Genomic DNA, 17,497 nt, shown 5'->3' with positions numbered 1-17,497 from the left:
CCCCGCCCGGCGCCGACCGCACCACCGTCTTCCATCTCCCCCTCCTGTCCGCACATTCGCTCAGACCGGAGGGCTCAAACGCCGGAACAGACGCCGCAGCAGCGCCCGGTCCACCGTCGCATCCGGCACGGTAAGCAGCGCGTTCTGCAGATGCGTCGTCAAGGCAGCCCAGGTACGGAAGACACCGTGCGTGCAGGACTGGTCGATCCACGCCACCTCCCCACCCGCGACGCCAGCCCACAGCGGATGAAAGGCAGACACCGTCGCAGCCACCTCGCTCCCGGCGAGACGCCCTACCTCCTGCCACGCGCAGACCCGCGACGCCAACTGCGGCACACGCGCCACCGCGCGCTCGCTACCCGCCCCGCACAGCACCAGCGCCACCCGGGCCTGCGGGTGGTCCCACAACGACTGCAGATACTCCAGACACGGCGCTGGCAACCGTTGTGCCTCATCCACCACCAGCACCCGAGCCTCGTCCAGGGCGCCGACGATCCGCTCATCGGCCTCGGCCGAACGGTGCGGAAACCGGCCCGGCAACACCAGAGCCTCGAACACCGCCCGCCGCAGTTCCGACACCGACGGACGCACCGGCACCCGCACCCACGACACGCCCCAGCCCACCGGCGGATCCGACAGCGCCATCCGCAGCGCCACCGTCTTGCCCCGCCCCGCATCCCCGAACACACACGCCGCGCCCCCGGCCGCCATCGCCTGCCCCACCGCCTCGGCCACCGCACGCACCGACGCCGTACGCACCGCCTGAGCCCCCATCGGCACCACCACGCCCGGCACGTCCCCCGCCGGCGCGGCCTCCCGCCCTGCGGGCGTCAGCTCAGCCGGACCAGCCGCGGCACAAGCAGACGGCGTGCCGGTGCCCACACCCGCGACGGCAAGGTCTGCCAGAGCCTGCCGGGCCTCCCGCTCAGCCCGCGCCCGGCGTACCACGGCACGGTCCGGCAACACCCGCCCCGAGGCCAGCTCACGCTGAACCGCTCGGTACACCGAAGCCAGCGACACTCCCGCATCCCCGTCCCCGCACTCCTTCAAATGCCGGTAGAACACAGACACATTGCCGCCCGCCTGCGCCAGTACCTCCCACGCCTCCTCCGACAACTCGAACCGGGAACGCCTCCGACGCTCCACACGGCCCTCACTGCGCGCCGCCTCCACCCACCGCCACACCGTCCGCGGATGCACCCCCGCCAACTGCGCCCCCGCCCGCACATGCGCCGACGTCACACCACCAGCCGCATCCAGCTGAAGCAACCGCCCCACCAACACCGGCCGCGACACCGAGACCAAGCCCTCAAGCTCCCGCTCCCCCACCCGGTCCTCCCCCGGCCACACGCCCGACAGAAGACCACCGTGAACCCACCCGCCCCGCAAAAAGATCAGAAATACCGTTCCCGTGACAGCGACACGAGATGGGGTGTACCGCCCCACGACAGTGGCATCGGCAACAGACACCACCCCACGTCAGTGACCCCGCCCCGACCTCAACACCCCACCAGCACAAACACCCCCACCTGACACCCCGTCACTGACACCCACCCACTGACACCAAACCGGCACATCGCACATGGGCGCTGATGCCCGCCCACCTCCAGCCGCACAGGCTTCCCGGGCCCACCGCCGTGGCCGCCCTCCCCCTGGCCCGCGAAGACGCCGACCGCTACAGGCCGGTGGCCTCCAGCTCCTTCAGCCGAGCCGCGTAGAGCGCAGCGACACGGGCGACCTCAGCGGGCGGCGTCGGGGCAGGGGCGTTACGCGTCAGCGGTTCTTCTACCGTGTCGGCGACGGATGCGGGCGCTGGCGATCAGAAGAGCGGTGCTCAATAGGAGGATCCCCGCGACCAGCATTTTGAGCGCGCCACCGCCGGATGCTTCGGTGTCCACGGCGGCTGCCGGGGAGATGCCCGAGGTGCGCGGGAATTTGATCTTCGCGTGGAACTTCTTGACGAGCAGTCCGCTTCTCAGTTCCAGGGTGGCGCGCCAAGGGCCGTCGGCTACTTGGTCGGTTACCGGAATCATCACGGGCTCGGACTGATGGGGTGCCAAGCTCGTGCCCAGCTGTACCTGGTAGGGGCCCGCGCTCAGGCTTCCCGACACCGAGGCGAGCTTCAGGGTGCCGGACAGGTCCAGAGCGCGGCCCCCGGTGTTGGTGATCCGGGCACGCACGATCGCGCGCCCGTCCGGGCCACGTTCAGCCGTCATCGTGCGCGCGGTGAAGTTCGGGGCCGGGGGGTTGTGGCCCCCGACTGAGACATACATCCGGATGCCAGTGCGGCTCACCAGGGCGACACCACCACCTCGACCACCCCTGACTTGCGCCCAGACCACTGCATAGCTCTCACCCGGCGCCGCGTCCCTGGGCACCGCGATCGTCACAGTGTCGCGGACGGTGTCGTGGGCGGGAACATCGAGCGGGGTATTTTGGCAGGTTTTGAGATTGATGTTCTAGAAGTTCGGGATCCGGACCCGGTCCTCGGACTGTCCGAGGAAGCGCTGCGGGGGCGTCGGCTCGCGCTGCTCCAGGCCGCGCTCCTGGAGCATGCCACGCGCCACAACCTCAAGACCGTGATGACCTTCCACCAGCGGGTGGAGGAGGCCGCCGCGTTCGCTACGAGGCTGCCGGAGACGGCGGCCGAGCTGTATGCGGCCGAGGCGTCCGACGCCGCGATCGCCAACGCGGAACGCCTGCCCGCCTCGACGATCGACGCTGAGTTCTACGAGCTGGAGCCTGGCCGCCATGTCCCGCCGGACCGGGTGTGGTCGGCATGGCTGTGCGGCGACCACCTCGTCTCCGAACGGCGCGAGACCCTGAAGCAGTTCGCCAACGGTGTGGACGCTGACGGCCGGCGGGTCCACCGCGCCTTCCTCGCGAGCGTTCGCGTCCTCGGCGAAGGCGTCGACATCGTGGGCGAGCGGGGCGTGGAGGCCGTGTGCTTCGCCGACACCCGCGGCTCGCAGGTGGAGATCGTGCAGAACATCGGCCGCGCGCTCCGCCCGAACCCGGACGGCACCACCAAGGTCGCGCGCATCATCGTGCCGGTCTTCCTTCAGCCGGGCGAGGACCCGACCGACATGGTCGCCTCCGCCTCGTTCGCGCCCCTTGTGGCCGTGCTCCAAGGCCTACGCAGTCACTCGGAGTGAAGTTCCCCCCTGGTCTTGGACAGCGGTTGCTTACGCTGCGGGGGTGAAGTCGTGCTGCAGCCTGGCTCGGGTTTCGAGTGGGGTGAGGTACCCGAACTCGGGGTGCTTGCGGAGCCTGGTGCGGTTGTACTCGACCTCGATGAAGCGGAAGATGTCAGCGCGGGCCGCCTCGCGGCTCTCCCAGACGGCGGTGCCGATCTCCGCTTTCAGCAGTCCGAAGAAGCTCTCGGCTGCGGCGTTATCGTAGCATATGCCGGTTCTTCCCATGCTCTGCCTCAGGTTCAACTCCTGTAGTTCGCGGCGGAATTCGCCACTCGTGTACTCGCTTCCGCGATCGGTGTGCATGATGCAGCCACCCTGAAGGTCACCGCGGCCGGCGGCCATCCGCAGCGCGTCGGTGACCAGCTCGGCACGATGGTGTTCGGCCATCGCGTAACCGATCACCTCGCGCGTCGCCAGGTCGATGACGGTCGCGAGATACCACCAGCCGTCGATCGTCGGCAGATAGGTGATGTCACCGACGAGCTTCATGCCGGGCCGGTTAGCGGTGAAGTCGCGGCCGACCAGGTCCGGAGCCGGTGCGGCCTTGGTGTCCTGTTGCGTCAGGTGGCGGCGTCTGCGGCGGGTGATGCCGCGGATGTCGCGCTCGCGCATGATCCGCTCGACCTTCTTCCGGTTGATCGCATGTCCCTTGCGCCGCAGCGCGGCGTGCACGCGCGGGGCGCCGTAGGCACCCCGCGAGGAGGCGTGGATCTCACGGATCTCCTCGCTCAACTCGTCCTCGGCGCACTGTCGTTCGGCCGCTGTCGGCCGGGCCGCCAGCCAGGAGTAGAAGGTGGAGCGGTTGATCCCCGTGACACGGCACAGCAAAGCCACGCTGTAGCCGCCAGGGTTGGCCTCGGCGGCCTTCTCCGCGTCGATGAAACGGCACAGCGTGCCTACTTCATCGTCTCCTTCGCGAAGAAGGCCGCTGCTTTTTTCAAGATCTCGATCGTCTGCTGCTGTTCCCGGTTCTCCCTGCGCAGCCGCTGGAGCTCATCCTTCTCCGCCGTGGTCAGCGCGCCGGGCGCCCCCTCGCCGCAGTCGACCTTCGCCTGCTTCACCCAGCCGCGAAGCCCCTCCGCACTCACACCGAGTTCCCGGGCGACCTCGGTGACGTTCCGCCCTGACGACCGGACCAGTGCCACCGCGTCCCGCTTGAACTCCGACGTGTACCGCTTGCTCATGTTGCTCTTGCCACTCAACCTGGACTGCTTCCTCCGGGACTGATCCGTCCCAGTATCAGGCTGTCCACTTCAGAGGGGGAACTTCAGAGCGCATGGTCGACCAGCTCGCGTCGCAGGCGCTGTCGCGCCAGCCGCGGGCCAAGCTGCACCACCTGGTCCGCGACGAGGACGGGCAAATCGTCCGGGCCGGCAGCGCAGCCGCAAGCGAGGGACAGGAACACAAGGACGGGACTGATGCGGCAGCCGAGTCGGCGCTGCTGCACTTCTCCTCCCCCCGCGACGCGGCCACCATCGCGGCGTTCCTACGCATCCGGGTGTACCGGCCCGAATCACTGGTATGGCTCGAGGGCTACCAAGCCCTCATCCGCTGGCGGACCGACAACGGCATCGAGGGCCTGTATGCCGTGCCCTACGACGTCGAGACGACGGTGGGCGCCACGAAGGCATTCCCACTGGGGCGCTGGGTGCACCAGCAGCGCAAAGCGCTGCGGGCCGGAGAGCTAGACGACCACCGCAAGAAGCTGCTGGACGCGGACGACGCCGGCATGGTGTGGGAACCCGGAGAGGAAGCCTGGGAGGCCAAACTCGCGATGCTGCGCTCCTACCGGCACGCACACGGGCACCTCGCCCCCCGCCAGGACACGGTCTGGGGCGAAGGCGGGCAGGTAGCCATCGGACAACTGCTCGCCAACCTCCGCCGCACCGACGGCCTCGGCAAAATCCCCAAACGCGCCACCGCGCGGGCCGCGCAGCTCGCCGAAATCGACCCCGACTGGAACTGCCCCTGGCCACTGGACTGGCAACGCCACCACCGGGTGCTCGCCCACCTGGCCCAAGACGAACCCCACGGCCTCCTGCCCGACATCCAGCCCGGCGTTCTCTTCGAGGGCGACGACCTCGGACGATGGCTCACGCGGCAAAGGGAAGCGAGCACCTGGGCGCAGCTCTCCACCGAGCAGCGGGAACGGCTGTCCGCACTGGGCATCAAACCCTCTGAGCGCCCCACTGCAGCCCCAGCCTCCAAGGCTGCGGCGAAGGGCCAGAGCAAGGCGTCAGCGGCCTTCCAGCGCGGCGTCGCGGCCCTCGCCCAGTACATCGCCCGCGAGGGCACCACTGCGGTCAAACGGCCCCACCGCGAGACGATCGTCCTCGACGGCCAGGAGCACGAGCTGGCGCTCGGAATCTGGTACGCCAACCAGAAACAACGCCGCGACAAACTCACCGCCGAACAGCGCACCGCCCTCACCGAACTCGGAGTGGAATGGGCGGCATGAGTTTTCGGGATGAGGGACACGAAGCGCAGCTCGCGGCACCTGAGGTCAATGTCGAGCCCGACGGGCGCCTGACCGTTCCCGCGGAACACGTCACCGCGCTCCTGCGGTCCATCGCCCGCTCCTGGCAAGTCGGCGCGCACGACGGCATCCCCGTACTGGCCACGGAAAACGGACCAGGAATCAGCCTTGAGCCCGTGACCGTCCGCTCCCTCGCCGACGTCCTCGACAACATCGCCAACCAACTCGACGTCCAGTACATCCACATCACCACCCACACGTCACATACCGAATAACAGCACCGGCAGGACAATCAACCGGCGGGCGCGGGCCGCAGCCGACGAGTAAGAACTCTCGCTTCCGTGCCAGCGCCCGACCCGCACATCCACCGCCCGGTGACAGCAGGCACGCACACCATCTCTCCCTTCCAAAACAGCGAACCCCATCCCGAAACCGCCGCCGCCCAGAGACAACACACCACTGCCGACTGCCTCTCACCACCACTGCCCCAAAACCGAGAGATCGCAACATCGTCCCCCGAGCCGGGCACTGAAAACCGTACGAAGACACGCTGCCGAGCGCACCCTCAACAGCGCGCAGGAGCGGCCTTCGATACCGCGTATGCCAGTGCGAAGCCAGCGACCGCCGGAACGGTTCTGGTCGCAACCGCGTTGAAGTCGGCGGGCGACCGTGATCGTGGTGGCCCGGGTCGGAGGGGGAGGGCCTGTGCACACCAGCACGGTGCTGGACAACCCGGCGCAGCGGCGCGTCGAGGAAGTCCTGGCGGAGCTGACGGGATTGGGCGTGGAGGCCGGGGTGCAGGTGGCGGCCTGGTGCGAAGGCGAGTTGGTGGTCGACGCGTGGGCGGGGACGGCCGACGTCTCCGAGGGGCGGCCGATGGGGCCGGAAACCTTGGTGCCTGCCTGATCGACCGGCAAGGGCGTGGCGGCGACCCTGGTCGCGGTGCTGGTGGACCAGGGGGTGCTGGCGTACGACGCGCCGGTGGCGCGGTACTGGCCGCGGTTCGGCGCGGCGGGGAAGGAGCGGATCACCCTGGGGCAGGTGCTCGGTCATATGGCCGGGTTGCCCGGGCTGTCGGCGGACGTGACCCCGGAGCGGCCGCTCGACCTGCCCGCCATGGCCGACTGGATCGCCGGGCAGCAGCCGCGGTGGGAGCCCGGTAGCGCGTTCGGTTACCACGCCTGGACCTACGGGGTGCTGCTGGCCGAGATCCTGCGCCGCGCTACCGGCCGGACCTGCGACCAGCTGCTGCGCGAAGAGCTGGCCGGTCCGCTCGGGATCGGTGACGAGCTGCTCTTCCACGTCCCTGAGCACCTGGCGTCGCGGGTGGCCACCTGTTACGACGGCGGCTGGGCAGCGCGGCTGGAGCGGATACCACCCGAGGCGCCGTTCTTCGACTGCGTCCCCCACGGGGTGCTGCCGGTGGCGGAGTTGGGTAACCGCGACGATTTCCGGCGTACGGCACTGCCTGCAAACGGAATTCATGACCGCGCGCGCAGCCGCCCGTCTGTACGCGGTGCTGGCCTGCGGCGGTGAGCTGGAGGGTGTACGGCTGCTGTCGGCGGCGACCTGAAGGAGGCGACCACGGGGTGGGCGAGCGGGGTGGACAGTGGGCGCTGGGAGGTTCAGCTCTCATGGCACCCCCAGGCGGCCCAGAGCGGGCCGGACGGAGTACGGGAGCTGGTCGTGCGCTGGACCGGCGAGGAGTTCTCCGTCACCGAGCCCGGGACACGACCCTGAGCGCGCAGGAGGCCTGCCTGGAGAGCCGGCGGTCCCTGTCGGCGCGAGCGGATCGCGCGGGATGAGTACGCCGTGTCCGCCAGGACCACGTCCGGCCTGGCGCGCAACGGCGATCTCCCGGTTCTTCTCCCTATTGCCGAAGCAGGCCATGGCCTGGAGCCGGACCAGCTCCCCCGCAGCCCTCTCGGCGTCCGTCCATCCCCCACCCTGCGAATATCTCACCGCACCAGGACTACCGAAGCCATCTGCACGCTGTCCGAGGTATAGCCCGACATCGCCCGATGAGGTTCAGTAGTCGGCCAGTGGCCTCGTGGTGGTGAGGGCCGCCTCGACCACTGACTCAACTCGGGCACGTTGCTGCGCGGGAGTGGCCAGGGCGTCGGGCCGCAGGGTGTAGACCGTCCGGAGGCGGTGTTCGGTGCTCACGAAGACGCCGCTGGTCCAGCCGCCGCTGGAACCGGTCTTGCCCCAGACCTTGGTGCCGTTCAGTTCGATTCTCATCAGGCCGCCGGCACTGAAGCATGCCGCGGACGTGAGGCAGCTGGTGTTCTCGCCGGCGCTGGATACCGCAGGTACCTCGAAGAGGTGCTTCTGCTGTGCCGGCGGGAGGATCCGTCCGTCCAGCAGGGCCTTCAGGAACGCGTCGAGATCGGCCGCGGTGGACGACAGCCCGCCCTCCGCCCAGGCCCAGGCGATCGTCGGGTCCTCGGAGAGCCCGGTGTGGCGGAGGGCCAGTGGCCACAGGATCCGCCGGTCGAGCTCATGGACGAAGGGCCGGCCGGTCACCTCTTCCACGAGCAGCCCGGCAACGAAGCTGTTCAGCCCGTTGTACTGCTGGGCGTCTCCGGGGGCCGGGATATGGCCCGGGCGGGCCGAGGCGTCCGCTTCGAAGGAGGCGGCCACCACTCCGTGCGGATCGAGCGGAACCTGGACCGGTCGGGGCAGGTCGCTGGTGTGGTCCAGGAGTTGGCGTACGGTCACGTCGCCGTAGGCGGCGGGGATCAGTCCGGGCAGGTGGGGGCGGACGTGCTCATCGATGCCGATCCTGTGCTCGGCGACCAGCTGCAGCACCACGGCGTCGGTGAAGATCTTGGTCACGCTGCCCACTGGGAACCGGGCGTCCGTCGCCACTGGTCCGGCCGTCCCCGTGAACGGGGTGCGCATGCCCCGGCCGGCAACGCGTACGAGAGCCGCGTCCGTCACTCCGTCGGGGAGAGTGGCCAGCAGCATTCTCACGGCAGCAGGGTCGCGGGTGCCGGTCGAGTTGGGGGAGGAATTGTGGGCCGTGACCGCGCGAGGCATGGCCGTGGCCGCAGGCGCAGCCGCCAGACCGGACGTGAGTGCGGCCAGAGCCACGGTGGTGACGGCGCGACGACGGAGGGCGCGGGGACGTGTGGTCATCGACAGCTCCAGGGGCGGCGAAGGCGACTCGGATCGGCGCGGTGTTCGCGCTGGACCAACTCTCCACCCGACAGCCCCCGGTGATCATCGGTGACCACCCTGAGCCACCCCGGAGCCACCCCCGATCTGCCCTAGGGGTTACGCCCGCGTAGGCCCGGTCAGTCGAACGCGCGCAGCGCCAGCCGCACAACTCCCATGGTCCCTCGCCCGACCCACCCGAGCAGCCCTGTCTCCACGGCCAGCTCGGCGACATCCCCGGCCGCTTCCGCCCGGTCCGGCCCGGAACGGCACTGGGAACAGGAACGAGGCCAACGACGCTTCCGCACGCCACACTTCTTGCACACCGCCATTACCCCATTCTCCCTCCCCGCCTCACCCCGAACCGCCCGATCCGCACAGCCAGATGACTCCAAACCACGCACCCAGAGCCGGAACGGCGTCAAGCCAGTCCGGCAGCCGTTCGCCCTGGCGGCCGGTGAGCAGGGCAGCGAAGGACCGGACATGGCCGGTCAGAGCGTCGAGCTAGGGGCAGTGACTCCGGACGGCCTTGAGCTGGAGTTGCTCGGCTTCGGTAAAGGTGTCCGGGTGCCGGAGAATCCACCCCGCGACGGCCCGGGGCGAGGGCGGCCGGGCGATCACCGGCCGCGGTTAAGGTGCGCTTGTCTGCAAGTAGGCGCGAACGCGCTGTTAGCTGCCCTTGTAACCGAGCGGCACAACCGCGTACTCGCCGTCCTGCTCCTCGACATCCCCGCCGTCCGCGCACTCGCCACCACCCACGCCCTCAAACACATCGCAGGACACGCCGCCTACGAACAATTCCACACAGCCTGGGACCACAGCCGGAATGCACTGACCATCACCGCGCCCCGCCCGGCCGCCAACAACGGTCCACGTAGGAGGCTGGATGCCGGGACGTCTGGGCGCGGGCCCGAGTCACGGACGATGCGGCCCGTGACTGCGCGGCCGCGAAGTCGAGCCGGCCGTTCCGCCAGATCACGGCCTCGCCGTCCAGGGCCGTGATCTGGCCTGCAGGCCCACGCCACTGCAGAGGCGTGGTGGGCGCTGTTATCTCGCCCGCAGGTTGAGGAGCTGTTCAGAGCTGTTGTCAACGCAGCGTGGAGGCGCGAACAGGTTCGGGTTCGGATTCCCGAGGGCGGCGGCGCGGCGAACTTCGCCTACGGAATTCCGGTGCATGCCTTCAACCGACTGTACGGAATCGTGCGTCCCTGCCCGGAGTTGCTTCCCTCTCCCCCCAGCTGATCTATCAGCAGGTCTTCGCCCGTGACGCGGAGGAGGCCCGGGCTTTGAAGGCGGGCGGCCTGCGTGTCACGCACATCGCCCACTTCGACCTTGGCAGCCACGAGCCATGCCTGTCCTCCCGCGCCCAGTAAGAAGTCATCTCATTTGGCGAATCTGCGGTAGCAGATGAGGGTGCAGGCGATGCTGGTGAACGCCAGGAAGTGCTCGGCCTTGCGTTCGTAGCGGCGGTGGAGTCGGCGGCAGCCTGCGAGCCAGGCCATGGTGCGTTCGATGGTCCACCGGTGCCGTCCGAGCCGCTGGGAAGTCTCGATGCCCCTGCGGGCAATCCGGTGCCGGATTCCGCGTCGCGAGAGCCATTACCGAAGGTGGCGGTAGTCGTAGCCCTTGTCGGCGTGGAGCTTGCAGGGTCGGCGCTGGCGAGGGCCTCGGCGGGAGCGGATCGGAGGTATGCCCTTCACGAGTGGGATCAGGGCCTGGCTGTCGTGGACGTTGGCGCCGGAGATTGCGACAGACAGGGGCAGACCAGTCCGCTCGGTGATCAGATGGATCTTCGACCCGTACTTGCCCCGGTCGACAGGATTCGGACCCGACAGGTCCCCCTTTCAGAGCCCGCATGTTCACCGAGTCGATCGCGCACCTCAACCAGTCCAGCTCACCGCGGGAGCCGAGTTCGTCGAGGACCAGACGATGTAGCTTCGCCCATACTCTGGCCTTCGACCACTCAGTGAACCGGCGGTGCGCCGTAGCCCCGGACGGCCCGATCGATGCGGCGGGCAGCTGCTGCCACGTGCACCCAGAGGTTGCTACGAACACGATCGCCGCCAGCACCTCACGGTCGCCATGCCGACGCCGACCGCCACCCTGAGGCCGCGAAGGTGCCTCCGGCACCACACGCTGGAACAACTCCCACAACTCATCCGGTACCAGCCGCTGAACAATCCCCACGCCGGCAGGCTACCGACCCCAAGGAGGAGGCCCGCAGTCAGTGACCTCTACGGCGCTGTGCGTCGAACCGACGCAGCGCCCGCACCAGACGCCATACTCCGGCCGCCGCTCCGAGCAGCGCACCCCCCACCAACGCGCCCTTCCCCGCTGGACTAGAGACGCCAAAAGCTAGTAGACCGTCGCAGCTAATTTTTGGGATAGAGGTGGCGCAGTTTGATGCGTGCGTCGTGGGTGGTGAACTGCCAGTCCACGTGGCGTTGTTCGGTGTTGGTGGCGTTCTGCCAGGCCGAGAGTTCAGTGTTGAGGATGTCGAGGTCGCCGATCCGGCGGTCGAGACATTGCCGGGTCAGCGCGGAGAGTTCGATCTCGGCGATGTTGAGCCATGACCCGTGTTTGGGCGTGTGGTGGATCTCGAGGCGTTGGGCCAGGGCGAAGGCCTCTTCTGGTTCGAATGCCTCGTACAGTGAGGCGATGCCGTGGGTGTTGAGGTTGTCCATCACCAGCACCACGGCCTCGGCGTCGGGGTAATCCACGCTCAGCAGCTGCTTGACCTGGCCGGCCCAGTCGATCCGGGTCCGCTGGGACAGTGCCTGAACTCGACGCCACCCGCGCAGGGGTTCGACCCACACGAAGATCGAGCACGTGCCGCAGCGGATGTACTCGCTGTCCTGGCACGCGTCGTGACCAGGGCGGGCCGGGAGCGGGTCGCGGGCATGGTCGAGGAGCTGGTAGGGCTTCTCGTCCATGCACACCACCGGACGTGCCGGGTCATAGGGCCGGGCGTAGACGGCCAGCACGTCTTCCATCCGGGCCGCGAACTCCGCGTTCGCTCGTGGTGGGATGGTCCAGCACTTCTTCAGGTGAGGACGCAGTTCCGTTTTTTAAGACCCGCCCGATGGTGGAGTGGTCCAGATCGGGGATGTCCTCGACCAGCGCGACGTGCTTCTCCAGCAGCCGCAGTGACCACCGGGCATGGCCTTGGGGTGGCTGTGAGCACGCCATCGCAATCAGCCGGGCTTCGACCTCACCAGTCACTGGCGAGGGCACCGGTGGGAGGTCGCGCTTCTTCCGCGCGATCGTGGCGTGAACATCGCCACCGGTCTCGGCGAAACGCTTGGCGACCAGCCGCAACGTCTCACCGGAGACGCCGAGCCGGGCCGCGATCACCTCCTTGGGATCCGCCTCACCCGCCGAGGTATCCAGCGCAAGCAGCACCCGCGCACGCATGATCATCGAGGCCCCACGAACACCTGTCGTGGTCACCCGGACCAACTCCTCGCGATCCTGCGCGGTCAACCTGACCGGCCGCTTCTTCTGCGAACCCACAACAACAGTCCTATCTGGCAAAGGGGAAGGAATCTGCCAGACACCAACCTCCCAGTCAGGTGCACCATAACTAAGCGGCGACACGCTACTAGTTCCCTTCCTTCAGTCCGCTGTCGCGGTGCGGCCCGGGGTCGCCGGTTGGCGTGCCGGGGTACGAGGCCGCTGTGTGATCATGACACCCGATAACTACGCGAGCACCGTGCCGTCAAATCTCGTGGACATTCGCACACGCGTCAGGGCCCAGCCACTGCTGAAACCGGCTGACAAACGCTGTCACTTGAAGTGAACAGAGCCAGTCCGTGAGTCGCGGACAACCGGCCTGCCGGGGTGATCACGTCGGATAAGCCCTCTCTCGATATCCGGGGCGATGCGCCGGGGCGACGAAAACTCGGACAGGGCCCGCCGTGGTCATTCAGACTCCGTCCATGGATGCAGGACTGGCTGGCCTTCTCGGCGGCGTCATCGGTGCAGCGGTGGGAGCTCTCGGTGCGGTCGGCTCCGCCTACATCACGGGTCGAAAGGTTCAGCAACAGGCACGACTGCACGTTCAAGCCCAACTGCCGCAGGCTCAGTGGCAGCTGCGCCTGGAGCATCTGAACCAGCGTCGCGAGCCCCGAGCCCAGGCGTACGCGGCGGTTCTGGCTCTGGCTAACGCGGTTCACCAACTCGCGGAGCAAGCCCTTGAGCGCCAGGAGGCCCTGGACGAGGACGGGTTCCGTGTCCTTGCCCAGCGGATCCAGGAGACGGAGGAGGGGTTCGATCCGCTGTACACGCGCGTGCTTCTGGAGGGGCCGGAGGCGATGGTCGAGCCGACCCGGGGAATGGAGATCGCCCTCCACCACATCCCTGGGGACCTTGGTGCCTTTCCTGATTACGAGGACTTCGACGGGGTCTGCGAGTACCGGAACCGAGTCACGGTGGCAGTAAGGCAGTTCGTCGAGGCCGCGCGCACCGTACTCAACGATGACGACCTCGACGTCCCTTCGCCCGCGTAGTGATGCTCAGCTGTGGTGTCCCACGCGCGCGCAAGGTGGGCAGGCCGGGGGTGGCGGGGCACTTTCTCGGTCAGCCGCTCGCGTGCCGCCCAGGGACGGCGTGTGCGCGCTTCGGCGACGACCGTGACGGTTGGGGGCTCACCTGCGGGCGGCCCGCCGCCGGGTCATCCGCCCCTTCGCCGAGTGGTCCGTGAGGCACGTCGGGAGGCCGCGCAAGGCCGATACAGCGCCAACTCGGCTTCCGCCAACCGCAACGACGTCCGACCGGGCGCAGTGACCGCTCCTGTCAGCCTCCGTTTCCGGTGCTGACTGTACCCACGGCATGGCTCAGCACGAAGTCGCGCGCCAGGCGTGCGGCCTGCTCACGGGCCTCGAAGGTGATGCCGTGCCGAGTACGCGGCAGGATCACCAGACGTGCGCCAGGGATCTCCGATGCCATGAGTTCGGCGACCTGAGCGCGGACGATGGGGTCCTCCGCGCCATGCAGCACGAGAGTAGGAGCCGTGATTTCATGCAGCCGGGCAGTGCAGTCGTGGTTCTGAATCGCTGTCATGCGGCGTGCGTCGGCGTCTACGGGACGCCCCCGCAGGGCGCGCTTGGTGTCGGCGACGAGCTGCGGGTCGTTCGCCTGCCCCTCGGGTGTGAGGAGCAGGTCCAGCACGAACTGCGCCCGCGCGTCCGGCCCCATGGCGACGATGCGGTCACCAAGGCTCTCGGTCATGGTCCAGCTCGGGGTGGCGCCTGACAGTATGAGAGACGCGACCCGCTGGGGGTAGTGGATCGCCAGGTGCATGGCGATCGCTCCGCCGTACGACACTCCCATAACATGCGCGCGCTCAAATCCCAGTGCGGCAAGGAAGTCGGCGCAGTCAGCAGCTTGTCGAACGATGTCGTACGGCTCGGGCCCGTTGAGTGTGTCGCCGGTGTCACGCTGGTCGAAGCTGATGGCCAGGATTCCAGCGCCTAACAGGGGGCGGAAGGCATCAAACTGCCCCCTATGGCTCTCCCCGCCATGCAACAGAACCAGCGGTTCACCCTGGCCGGACTCAACGTAGGCAATATCGATGTCGCCGACTTTGACGTGCTGAAACCCCTCAGAACTCACGCGCTCACCTCCACAGGCGTGCATCCATCGCCTCGGCGAAGACGGGATCGGCACAGGACGGCGGGCTCGCTGCCACCGAGCGGTGGGAACGCTCGATCATCTGGTCGCTCACTCTCCGATCGCCTCAAAGCTGAGTACAGCATGGGAACCGGGTATCGCCCAGTCGCTGGTTCACCTCTGCCCCGACCACTACTCCACAAACGAACCATTGGCTCGTTGGCCGGTATAGCCGCACCCGTACGAGGGCATTGTCAACTTGTTCGGGGCGGGGGTGTTGAGGGCGTGGTGGGGCCGGGTGGAGGCCTGATGGTCAGGCTGCTGCGGGCAGGTCGGCGGTGCCGGTGACCTGGTTCCAGACGGTGAAGCGGGTGGTCATCTCGGCGCGGTACTCGGGCGCGGCCATCAGATGTCGGCGGGGTCGGAAGTGGGGCGAGATCTGGCTGAAGGCGGCGAGGAACTTCTGGGCGGCGCGGCGTGAGCGGAAGTACTTCATCGCGCGTTCGCGCTGCCTCGTTGGCTGGTGGGAGTTCTCGGCCCGGTTGTTCAGGCCCTTGTGGGAGCGGTGCTCGACCGAGCGCATCAGCTCGCGGTGCACGACGCCGTAGGAGCGGAGCTTGTCGGTCACCAGCACCCGCGGGACCCGGCGCTGCTTCTTCATGAGCTTGGCCAGGAACTGCTTCGCGGCCTTCGCATCCCGCTTCGACTGCACGAGGAGGTCCAGGATGTTGCCGTCCTGATCGACGGCACGCCACAGGTAGTACCGCATCCCGTCGATCTTGATGAACACCTCATCGAGGTGCCATTTGTCCCCGGCCCGCGGCCGGCGGCGACGCAGCCCCGCCGCGTACTGGGGTCCAAAGTGCGCGCACCACTGGCGGATCGTCTCGTAGGAGACGGTGACCCCGCGGGCGAGCAGCAGTTCCTCAACCTCGCGGTAGCTGAGGGGGAAGCGGTGGTACAGCCACACCGCATGCGCGATGACCTCCGCCGGGAACCGGAACCCCTTGTACGACGGCGCCGCTCCGGTCTCCACGCTGCCCCTCCTGGGCTTGATCCGCTTTGACGGACATCCGAGATCAGGGGTTCTGCCCCGGATGGATGTCCATCATGGGGAGCATGGGGAAGAAGCCTCGGCCTCGCCGTTCGTTCACGCCGGAGTTCAAGGCTGAGATCGTCGATCTGTGCCGTCGCGGTGACCGCTCGGTCGGCCAGGTTGCCAAGGACTTCGACCTGACCGAGACCGCAGTGCGGCTGTGGATCAGCCAGGCCGAGGCCGACGCGGGCGAGCGAGCCGGCCTGACCAGCAGTGAACGCGAAGAGCTGGCCGCGTTGCGGCGGGAGAATCGCCGGCTTCGTGAGGACGTCACGGCAGGTCGTAAGGCCGGCCGTGCTCGGGCAGGGGCAGCAACTGACGGCCTGCCGAACAGGCCTGAGCGGCGGTCATCGCCTCCAGCTCGTCCCCGCCGCCGTCCCAGGTGACCGCGTCGGCTACGCGTTCGACCAGGTCAAAGGTGTCCCAGGCGGCGGCCAGGACACCGGAGAGCTCGGCCGACTCCAGAGCCGCCCCGAGAGCGGCCTCCAGATCCTCGATCGGTGTGGGTGTCGTCATGCGCCCTGCCCCCCGTAGTGGTCTCGCAGTGATCGCTCCACCACGTACCGAAGCGGACCAAATGTGCTGTGGACATGAGTTGACCTGTGGACAGCCGACGCTGTCGGCGGTACCTGTGCATGCACCCGGCTTCGCGCCGTTCCCGCTCCATCGCCGCCGGCCACGAGGACGCCCCGGCCCCGGAGCGGCCCGTCTGTATTGGCCCGTAGCGCCATTTGAAGTGGTGGACGCAGGCCAGAGTGTCCGGTCGGCCAGGCCACGGAAGTGTGGGACGAAGCGGAAGCCAAGCATCTTGTACAGGCCGAAGGCCATGTCGAGTACGAGGCGTTGTCAGTCGCCACCATCTCCGGCTTCACCCCGCCGTCGACATTGAGCAGGGTGTAGAGGCTGTCGCACCCAGTGCCGCGCACGACCATCGAGCCGATCCCGGCGGCCTGGTCGTTCACTGGCGGAGATCACTTACTCCTGGCATGTCCTATTCCTCGCCTCAATCGCGCTTCATGCGCGTCGTCGGGGGCCCGGCCAGGGGTAGCCGAGCTGATCAGCAAGCTCCTTCGAACCGCCGCAAACCTCGGCGACCTCGCGGGGGTCCTCGGCCGTGAGATGCGCATCAAGGCGCTCTACTTGGTCCGCCGGGTCGTCTCCCGAGATCGGAAGGGTCATTCTGAACTGAAGCCAGGGACGGCCTTCCCTGATCGCGGAACGGCCGGGGTGGAACAGGAAGACGTTGATCTGGTCAGGTTCCCAGTGCCAAGCTGAGACGGCTCCCAGTTCACATTCCCAGGTCGTCAGCCGGCCGACGTGCTCCCGGAGCCTTTCCTCCAGAAGCCTGGCGACTGTTTGGGCCGGCCACTCCCAACTGCGATCCGTCGAAGCCCGGCGGACCTCCACTTCGTACTGGTTGACGTCGAATCGGATCTCTGGGAGCTCGACATCCTCTTCATACGGGTTGCGCCAGCCGCTCCAGATCACGTGTTGCCCTTCGCGCCTGACGGTCACGTAGACAGCGCCGCAGCATCCTTCCGTGCACTCGGCCTCGGCAAGCCGAACCTCACGGGGGGTGTCTGTCGCGTGAAGCAACGTATCCGGCCCCAAGAGATACCGAGGGTCATCTGCTGGGCCCTCATCAAACACTTCGGCCAGGATGTCTCGTCCGTTGATGATCGGTCGGCATTCCACGGCGCCCTGTCGGCTTCCCAGTGGTGGCACGACGATGCGGAGGGACAGTAGATGCGGTTCTGTGGTCATTGGCTGATGGTCCCGGAGTCAGTGGCAGTTGTCCTGCGTGTTTCTGCTTGGGAAGAGACGGGGGCCTTCGTCTTGGACATCCTTGCCCGGGTGCGTCCGCACGCCGTGGGCTCGGGCGGCGAGGCAGTCGGCCCAGGAGGTTTTGTGGCGAACCCGGCCCAGCGGACGGCGGTGTTGGGGTGGAGGCCGAGGAGG

The 17,497-nt window shown here is 68.0% G+C and carries 16 protein-coding genes and 7 pseudogenes; 7 read left to right on the top strand and 16 right to left on the bottom strand.

Translation table 11 applies throughout. The features are described 5' to 3' along the window. Positions 1 to 60 precede the first annotated feature (60 nt). On the bottom strand, positions 61 to 1,329 hold the full coding sequence (locus OG609_RS44325; RefSeq protein WP_327270837.1) for an ATP-binding protein: 1,269 nt from the start codon (positions 1,327 to 1,329) through the stop codon (positions 61 to 63). 437 nt (positions 1,330 to 1,766) lie between these two features. After that, entirely contained in the window at positions 1,767 to 2,390 is a 624-nt protein-coding gene (locus OG609_RS44320) for a hypothetical protein (RefSeq protein ID WP_327277892.1), read from the bottom strand. A 30-nt stretch (positions 2,391 to 2,420) separates the two neighbouring features. On the opposite strand from OG609_RS44320, the pseudogene OG609_RS44315 reads away from it, so the two are divergent. Beyond that, positions 2,421 to 3,152, top strand: a pseudogene (locus tag OG609_RS44315) (DEAD/DEAH box helicase); the annotation flags it as partial. A gap of 33 nt (positions 3,153 to 3,185) precedes the next feature. Here the strand turns inward: OG609_RS44315 and OG609_RS44310 are convergent. Both OG609_RS44310 and OG609_RS44305 read right to left on the bottom strand, forming a co-directional pair. Continuing rightward, entirely contained in the window at positions 3,186 to 4,076 is an 891-nt protein-coding gene (locus tag OG609_RS44310) for an IS3 family transposase (protein WP_327278357.1), read from the bottom strand. Between the two features lie 17 nt (positions 4,077 to 4,093). Next, positions 4,094 to 4,381, bottom strand: coding sequence for a transposase (locus tag OG609_RS44305; RefSeq protein WP_327270990.1), 288 nt, complete (start codon positions 4,379 to 4,381; stop codon positions 4,094 to 4,096). Positions 4,382 to 4,467: 86 nt separating this feature from the next. Between OG609_RS44305 and OG609_RS44300 the strand changes: the two are divergent. From OG609_RS44300 to OG609_RS44285, 4 genes and pseudogenes are all read left to right on the top strand, one after another. Further along, positions 4,468 to 5,655: pseudogene (locus OG609_RS44300) on the top strand (helicase associated domain-containing protein); the annotation flags it as partial. Next, a complete protein-coding gene (locus tag OG609_RS44295; RefSeq protein WP_327277891.1) occupies positions 5,652 to 5,948 on the top strand; it encodes a hypothetical protein in 297 nt (98 codons plus the stop codon). The pseudogene OG609_RS44300 and the gene OG609_RS44295, both read left to right, overlap by 4 nt. Before the next feature lie 430 nt (positions 5,949 to 6,378). After that, the gene (locus tag OG609_RS44290; RefSeq protein WP_327277890.1) at positions 6,379 to 6,579 is read left to right on the top strand and encodes a hypothetical protein; all 201 of its coding nucleotides are present in this window, start codon (positions 6,379 to 6,381) and stop codon (positions 6,577 to 6,579) included. Between the two features lie 12 nt (positions 6,580 to 6,591). After that, positions 6,592 to 7,209 (top strand): annotated as a pseudogene (locus OG609_RS44285) (serine hydrolase domain-containing protein); the annotation flags it as partial. A gap of 213 nt (positions 7,210 to 7,422) precedes the next feature. On the opposite strand, the pseudogene OG609_RS46640 reads toward OG609_RS44285, so the two are convergent. The 7 genes and pseudogenes from OG609_RS46640 to OG609_RS44260 all read right to left on the bottom strand — a co-directional run. Further along, positions 7,423 to 7,635 (bottom strand): annotated as a pseudogene (locus OG609_RS46640) (hypothetical protein); the annotation flags it as partial. Between the two features lie 66 nt (positions 7,636 to 7,701). Continuing rightward, positions 7,702 to 8,814 carry a serine hydrolase domain-containing protein gene (locus tag OG609_RS44280; protein WP_327277889.1) on the bottom strand — a complete coding sequence of 371 codons (1,113 nt, stop codon included), beginning with the start codon at positions 8,812 to 8,814 and terminating at the stop codon, positions 7,702 to 7,704. Between the two features lie 687 nt (positions 8,815 to 9,501). Beyond that, complete coding sequence (locus OG609_RS44275; protein WP_327277888.1) at positions 9,502 to 9,636, bottom strand: hypothetical protein; 135 nt, start codon at positions 9,634 to 9,636, stop codon at positions 9,502 to 9,504. Between the two features lie 578 nt (positions 9,637 to 10,214). Next, positions 10,215 to 11,013 (bottom strand): annotated as a pseudogene (locus OG609_RS44270) (IS5 family transposase). Positions 11,014 to 11,056: 43 nt separating this feature from the next. Further along, positions 11,057 to 11,158: pseudogene (locus OG609_RS46635) on the bottom strand (DUF6332 family protein); the annotation flags it as partial. A 46-nt stretch (positions 11,159 to 11,204) separates the two neighbouring features. Beyond that, positions 11,205 to 11,861, bottom strand: a complete 657-nt coding sequence (locus OG609_RS44265; RefSeq protein WP_327277960.1) for an IS630 family transposase — start codon at positions 11,859 to 11,861, stop codon at positions 11,205 to 11,207. Next, a complete protein-coding gene (locus OG609_RS44260; RefSeq protein WP_327271978.1) occupies positions 11,788 to 12,315 on the bottom strand; it encodes a helix-turn-helix domain-containing protein in 528 nt (175 codons plus the stop codon). The genes OG609_RS44265 and OG609_RS44260 overlap by 74 nt, the downstream gene beginning before the upstream one ends. Before the next feature lie 455 nt (positions 12,316 to 12,770). Here OG609_RS44260 and OG609_RS44255 point away from each other — a divergent pair, with 455 nt between their 5' ends. Next, complete coding sequence (locus OG609_RS44255) at positions 12,771 to 13,340, top strand: hypothetical protein (RefSeq protein WP_327277887.1); 570 nt, start codon at positions 12,771 to 12,773, stop codon at positions 13,338 to 13,340. A gap of 286 nt (positions 13,341 to 13,626) precedes the next feature. Here OG609_RS44255 and OG609_RS44250 read toward each other — a convergent pair whose 3' ends face one another. Beyond that, a complete protein-coding gene (locus OG609_RS44250; RefSeq protein ID WP_327277886.1) occupies positions 13,627 to 14,445 on the bottom strand; it encodes an alpha/beta fold hydrolase in 819 nt (272 codons plus the stop codon). Positions 14,446 to 14,755: 310 nt separating this feature from the next. Beyond that, complete coding sequence (locus tag OG609_RS44245) at positions 14,756 to 15,478, bottom strand: IS6 family transposase (protein WP_327277885.1); 723 nt, start codon at positions 15,476 to 15,478, stop codon at positions 14,756 to 14,758. 65 nt (positions 15,479 to 15,543) lie between these two features. Between OG609_RS44245 and OG609_RS46630 the strand changes: the two genes are divergently transcribed. Next, on the top strand, positions 15,544 to 15,924 hold the full coding sequence (locus tag OG609_RS46630; protein ID WP_442818051.1) for a transposase: 381 nt from the start codon (positions 15,544 to 15,546) through the stop codon (positions 15,922 to 15,924). On the opposite strand, the gene OG609_RS44240 is transcribed toward OG609_RS46630, so the two are convergent. From OG609_RS44240 to OG609_RS44230, 3 genes and pseudogenes are all read right to left on the bottom strand, one after another. Next, a complete protein-coding gene (locus OG609_RS44240; protein ID WP_327278440.1) occupies positions 15,809 to 16,054 on the bottom strand; it encodes a hypothetical protein in 246 nt (81 codons plus the stop codon). The two genes, OG609_RS46630 and OG609_RS44240, sit on opposite strands and share 116 nt — an antisense overlap. A 234-nt stretch (positions 16,055 to 16,288) precedes the next feature. After that, positions 16,289 to 16,500, bottom strand: a pseudogene (locus tag OG609_RS44235) (Tn3 family transposase); the annotation flags it as partial. Positions 16,501 to 16,552: 52 nt separating this feature from the next. Next, the gene (locus OG609_RS44230) at positions 16,553 to 17,302 is read right to left on the bottom strand and encodes a hypothetical protein (RefSeq protein WP_327277884.1); all 750 of its coding nucleotides are present in this window, start codon (positions 17,300 to 17,302) and stop codon (positions 16,553 to 16,555) included. Between the last annotated feature and the right edge of the window lie 195 nt (positions 17,303 to 17,497).

The organism is Streptomyces sp. NBC_01224 (genome assembly GCF_036002945.1).
Lineage (GTDB): Bacteria > Actinomycetota > Actinomycetes > Streptomycetales > Streptomycetaceae > Streptomyces.
Note: the sequence above shows the minus strand (reverse complement) of the source record. Positions and strands in the feature narration are given on the sequence as shown.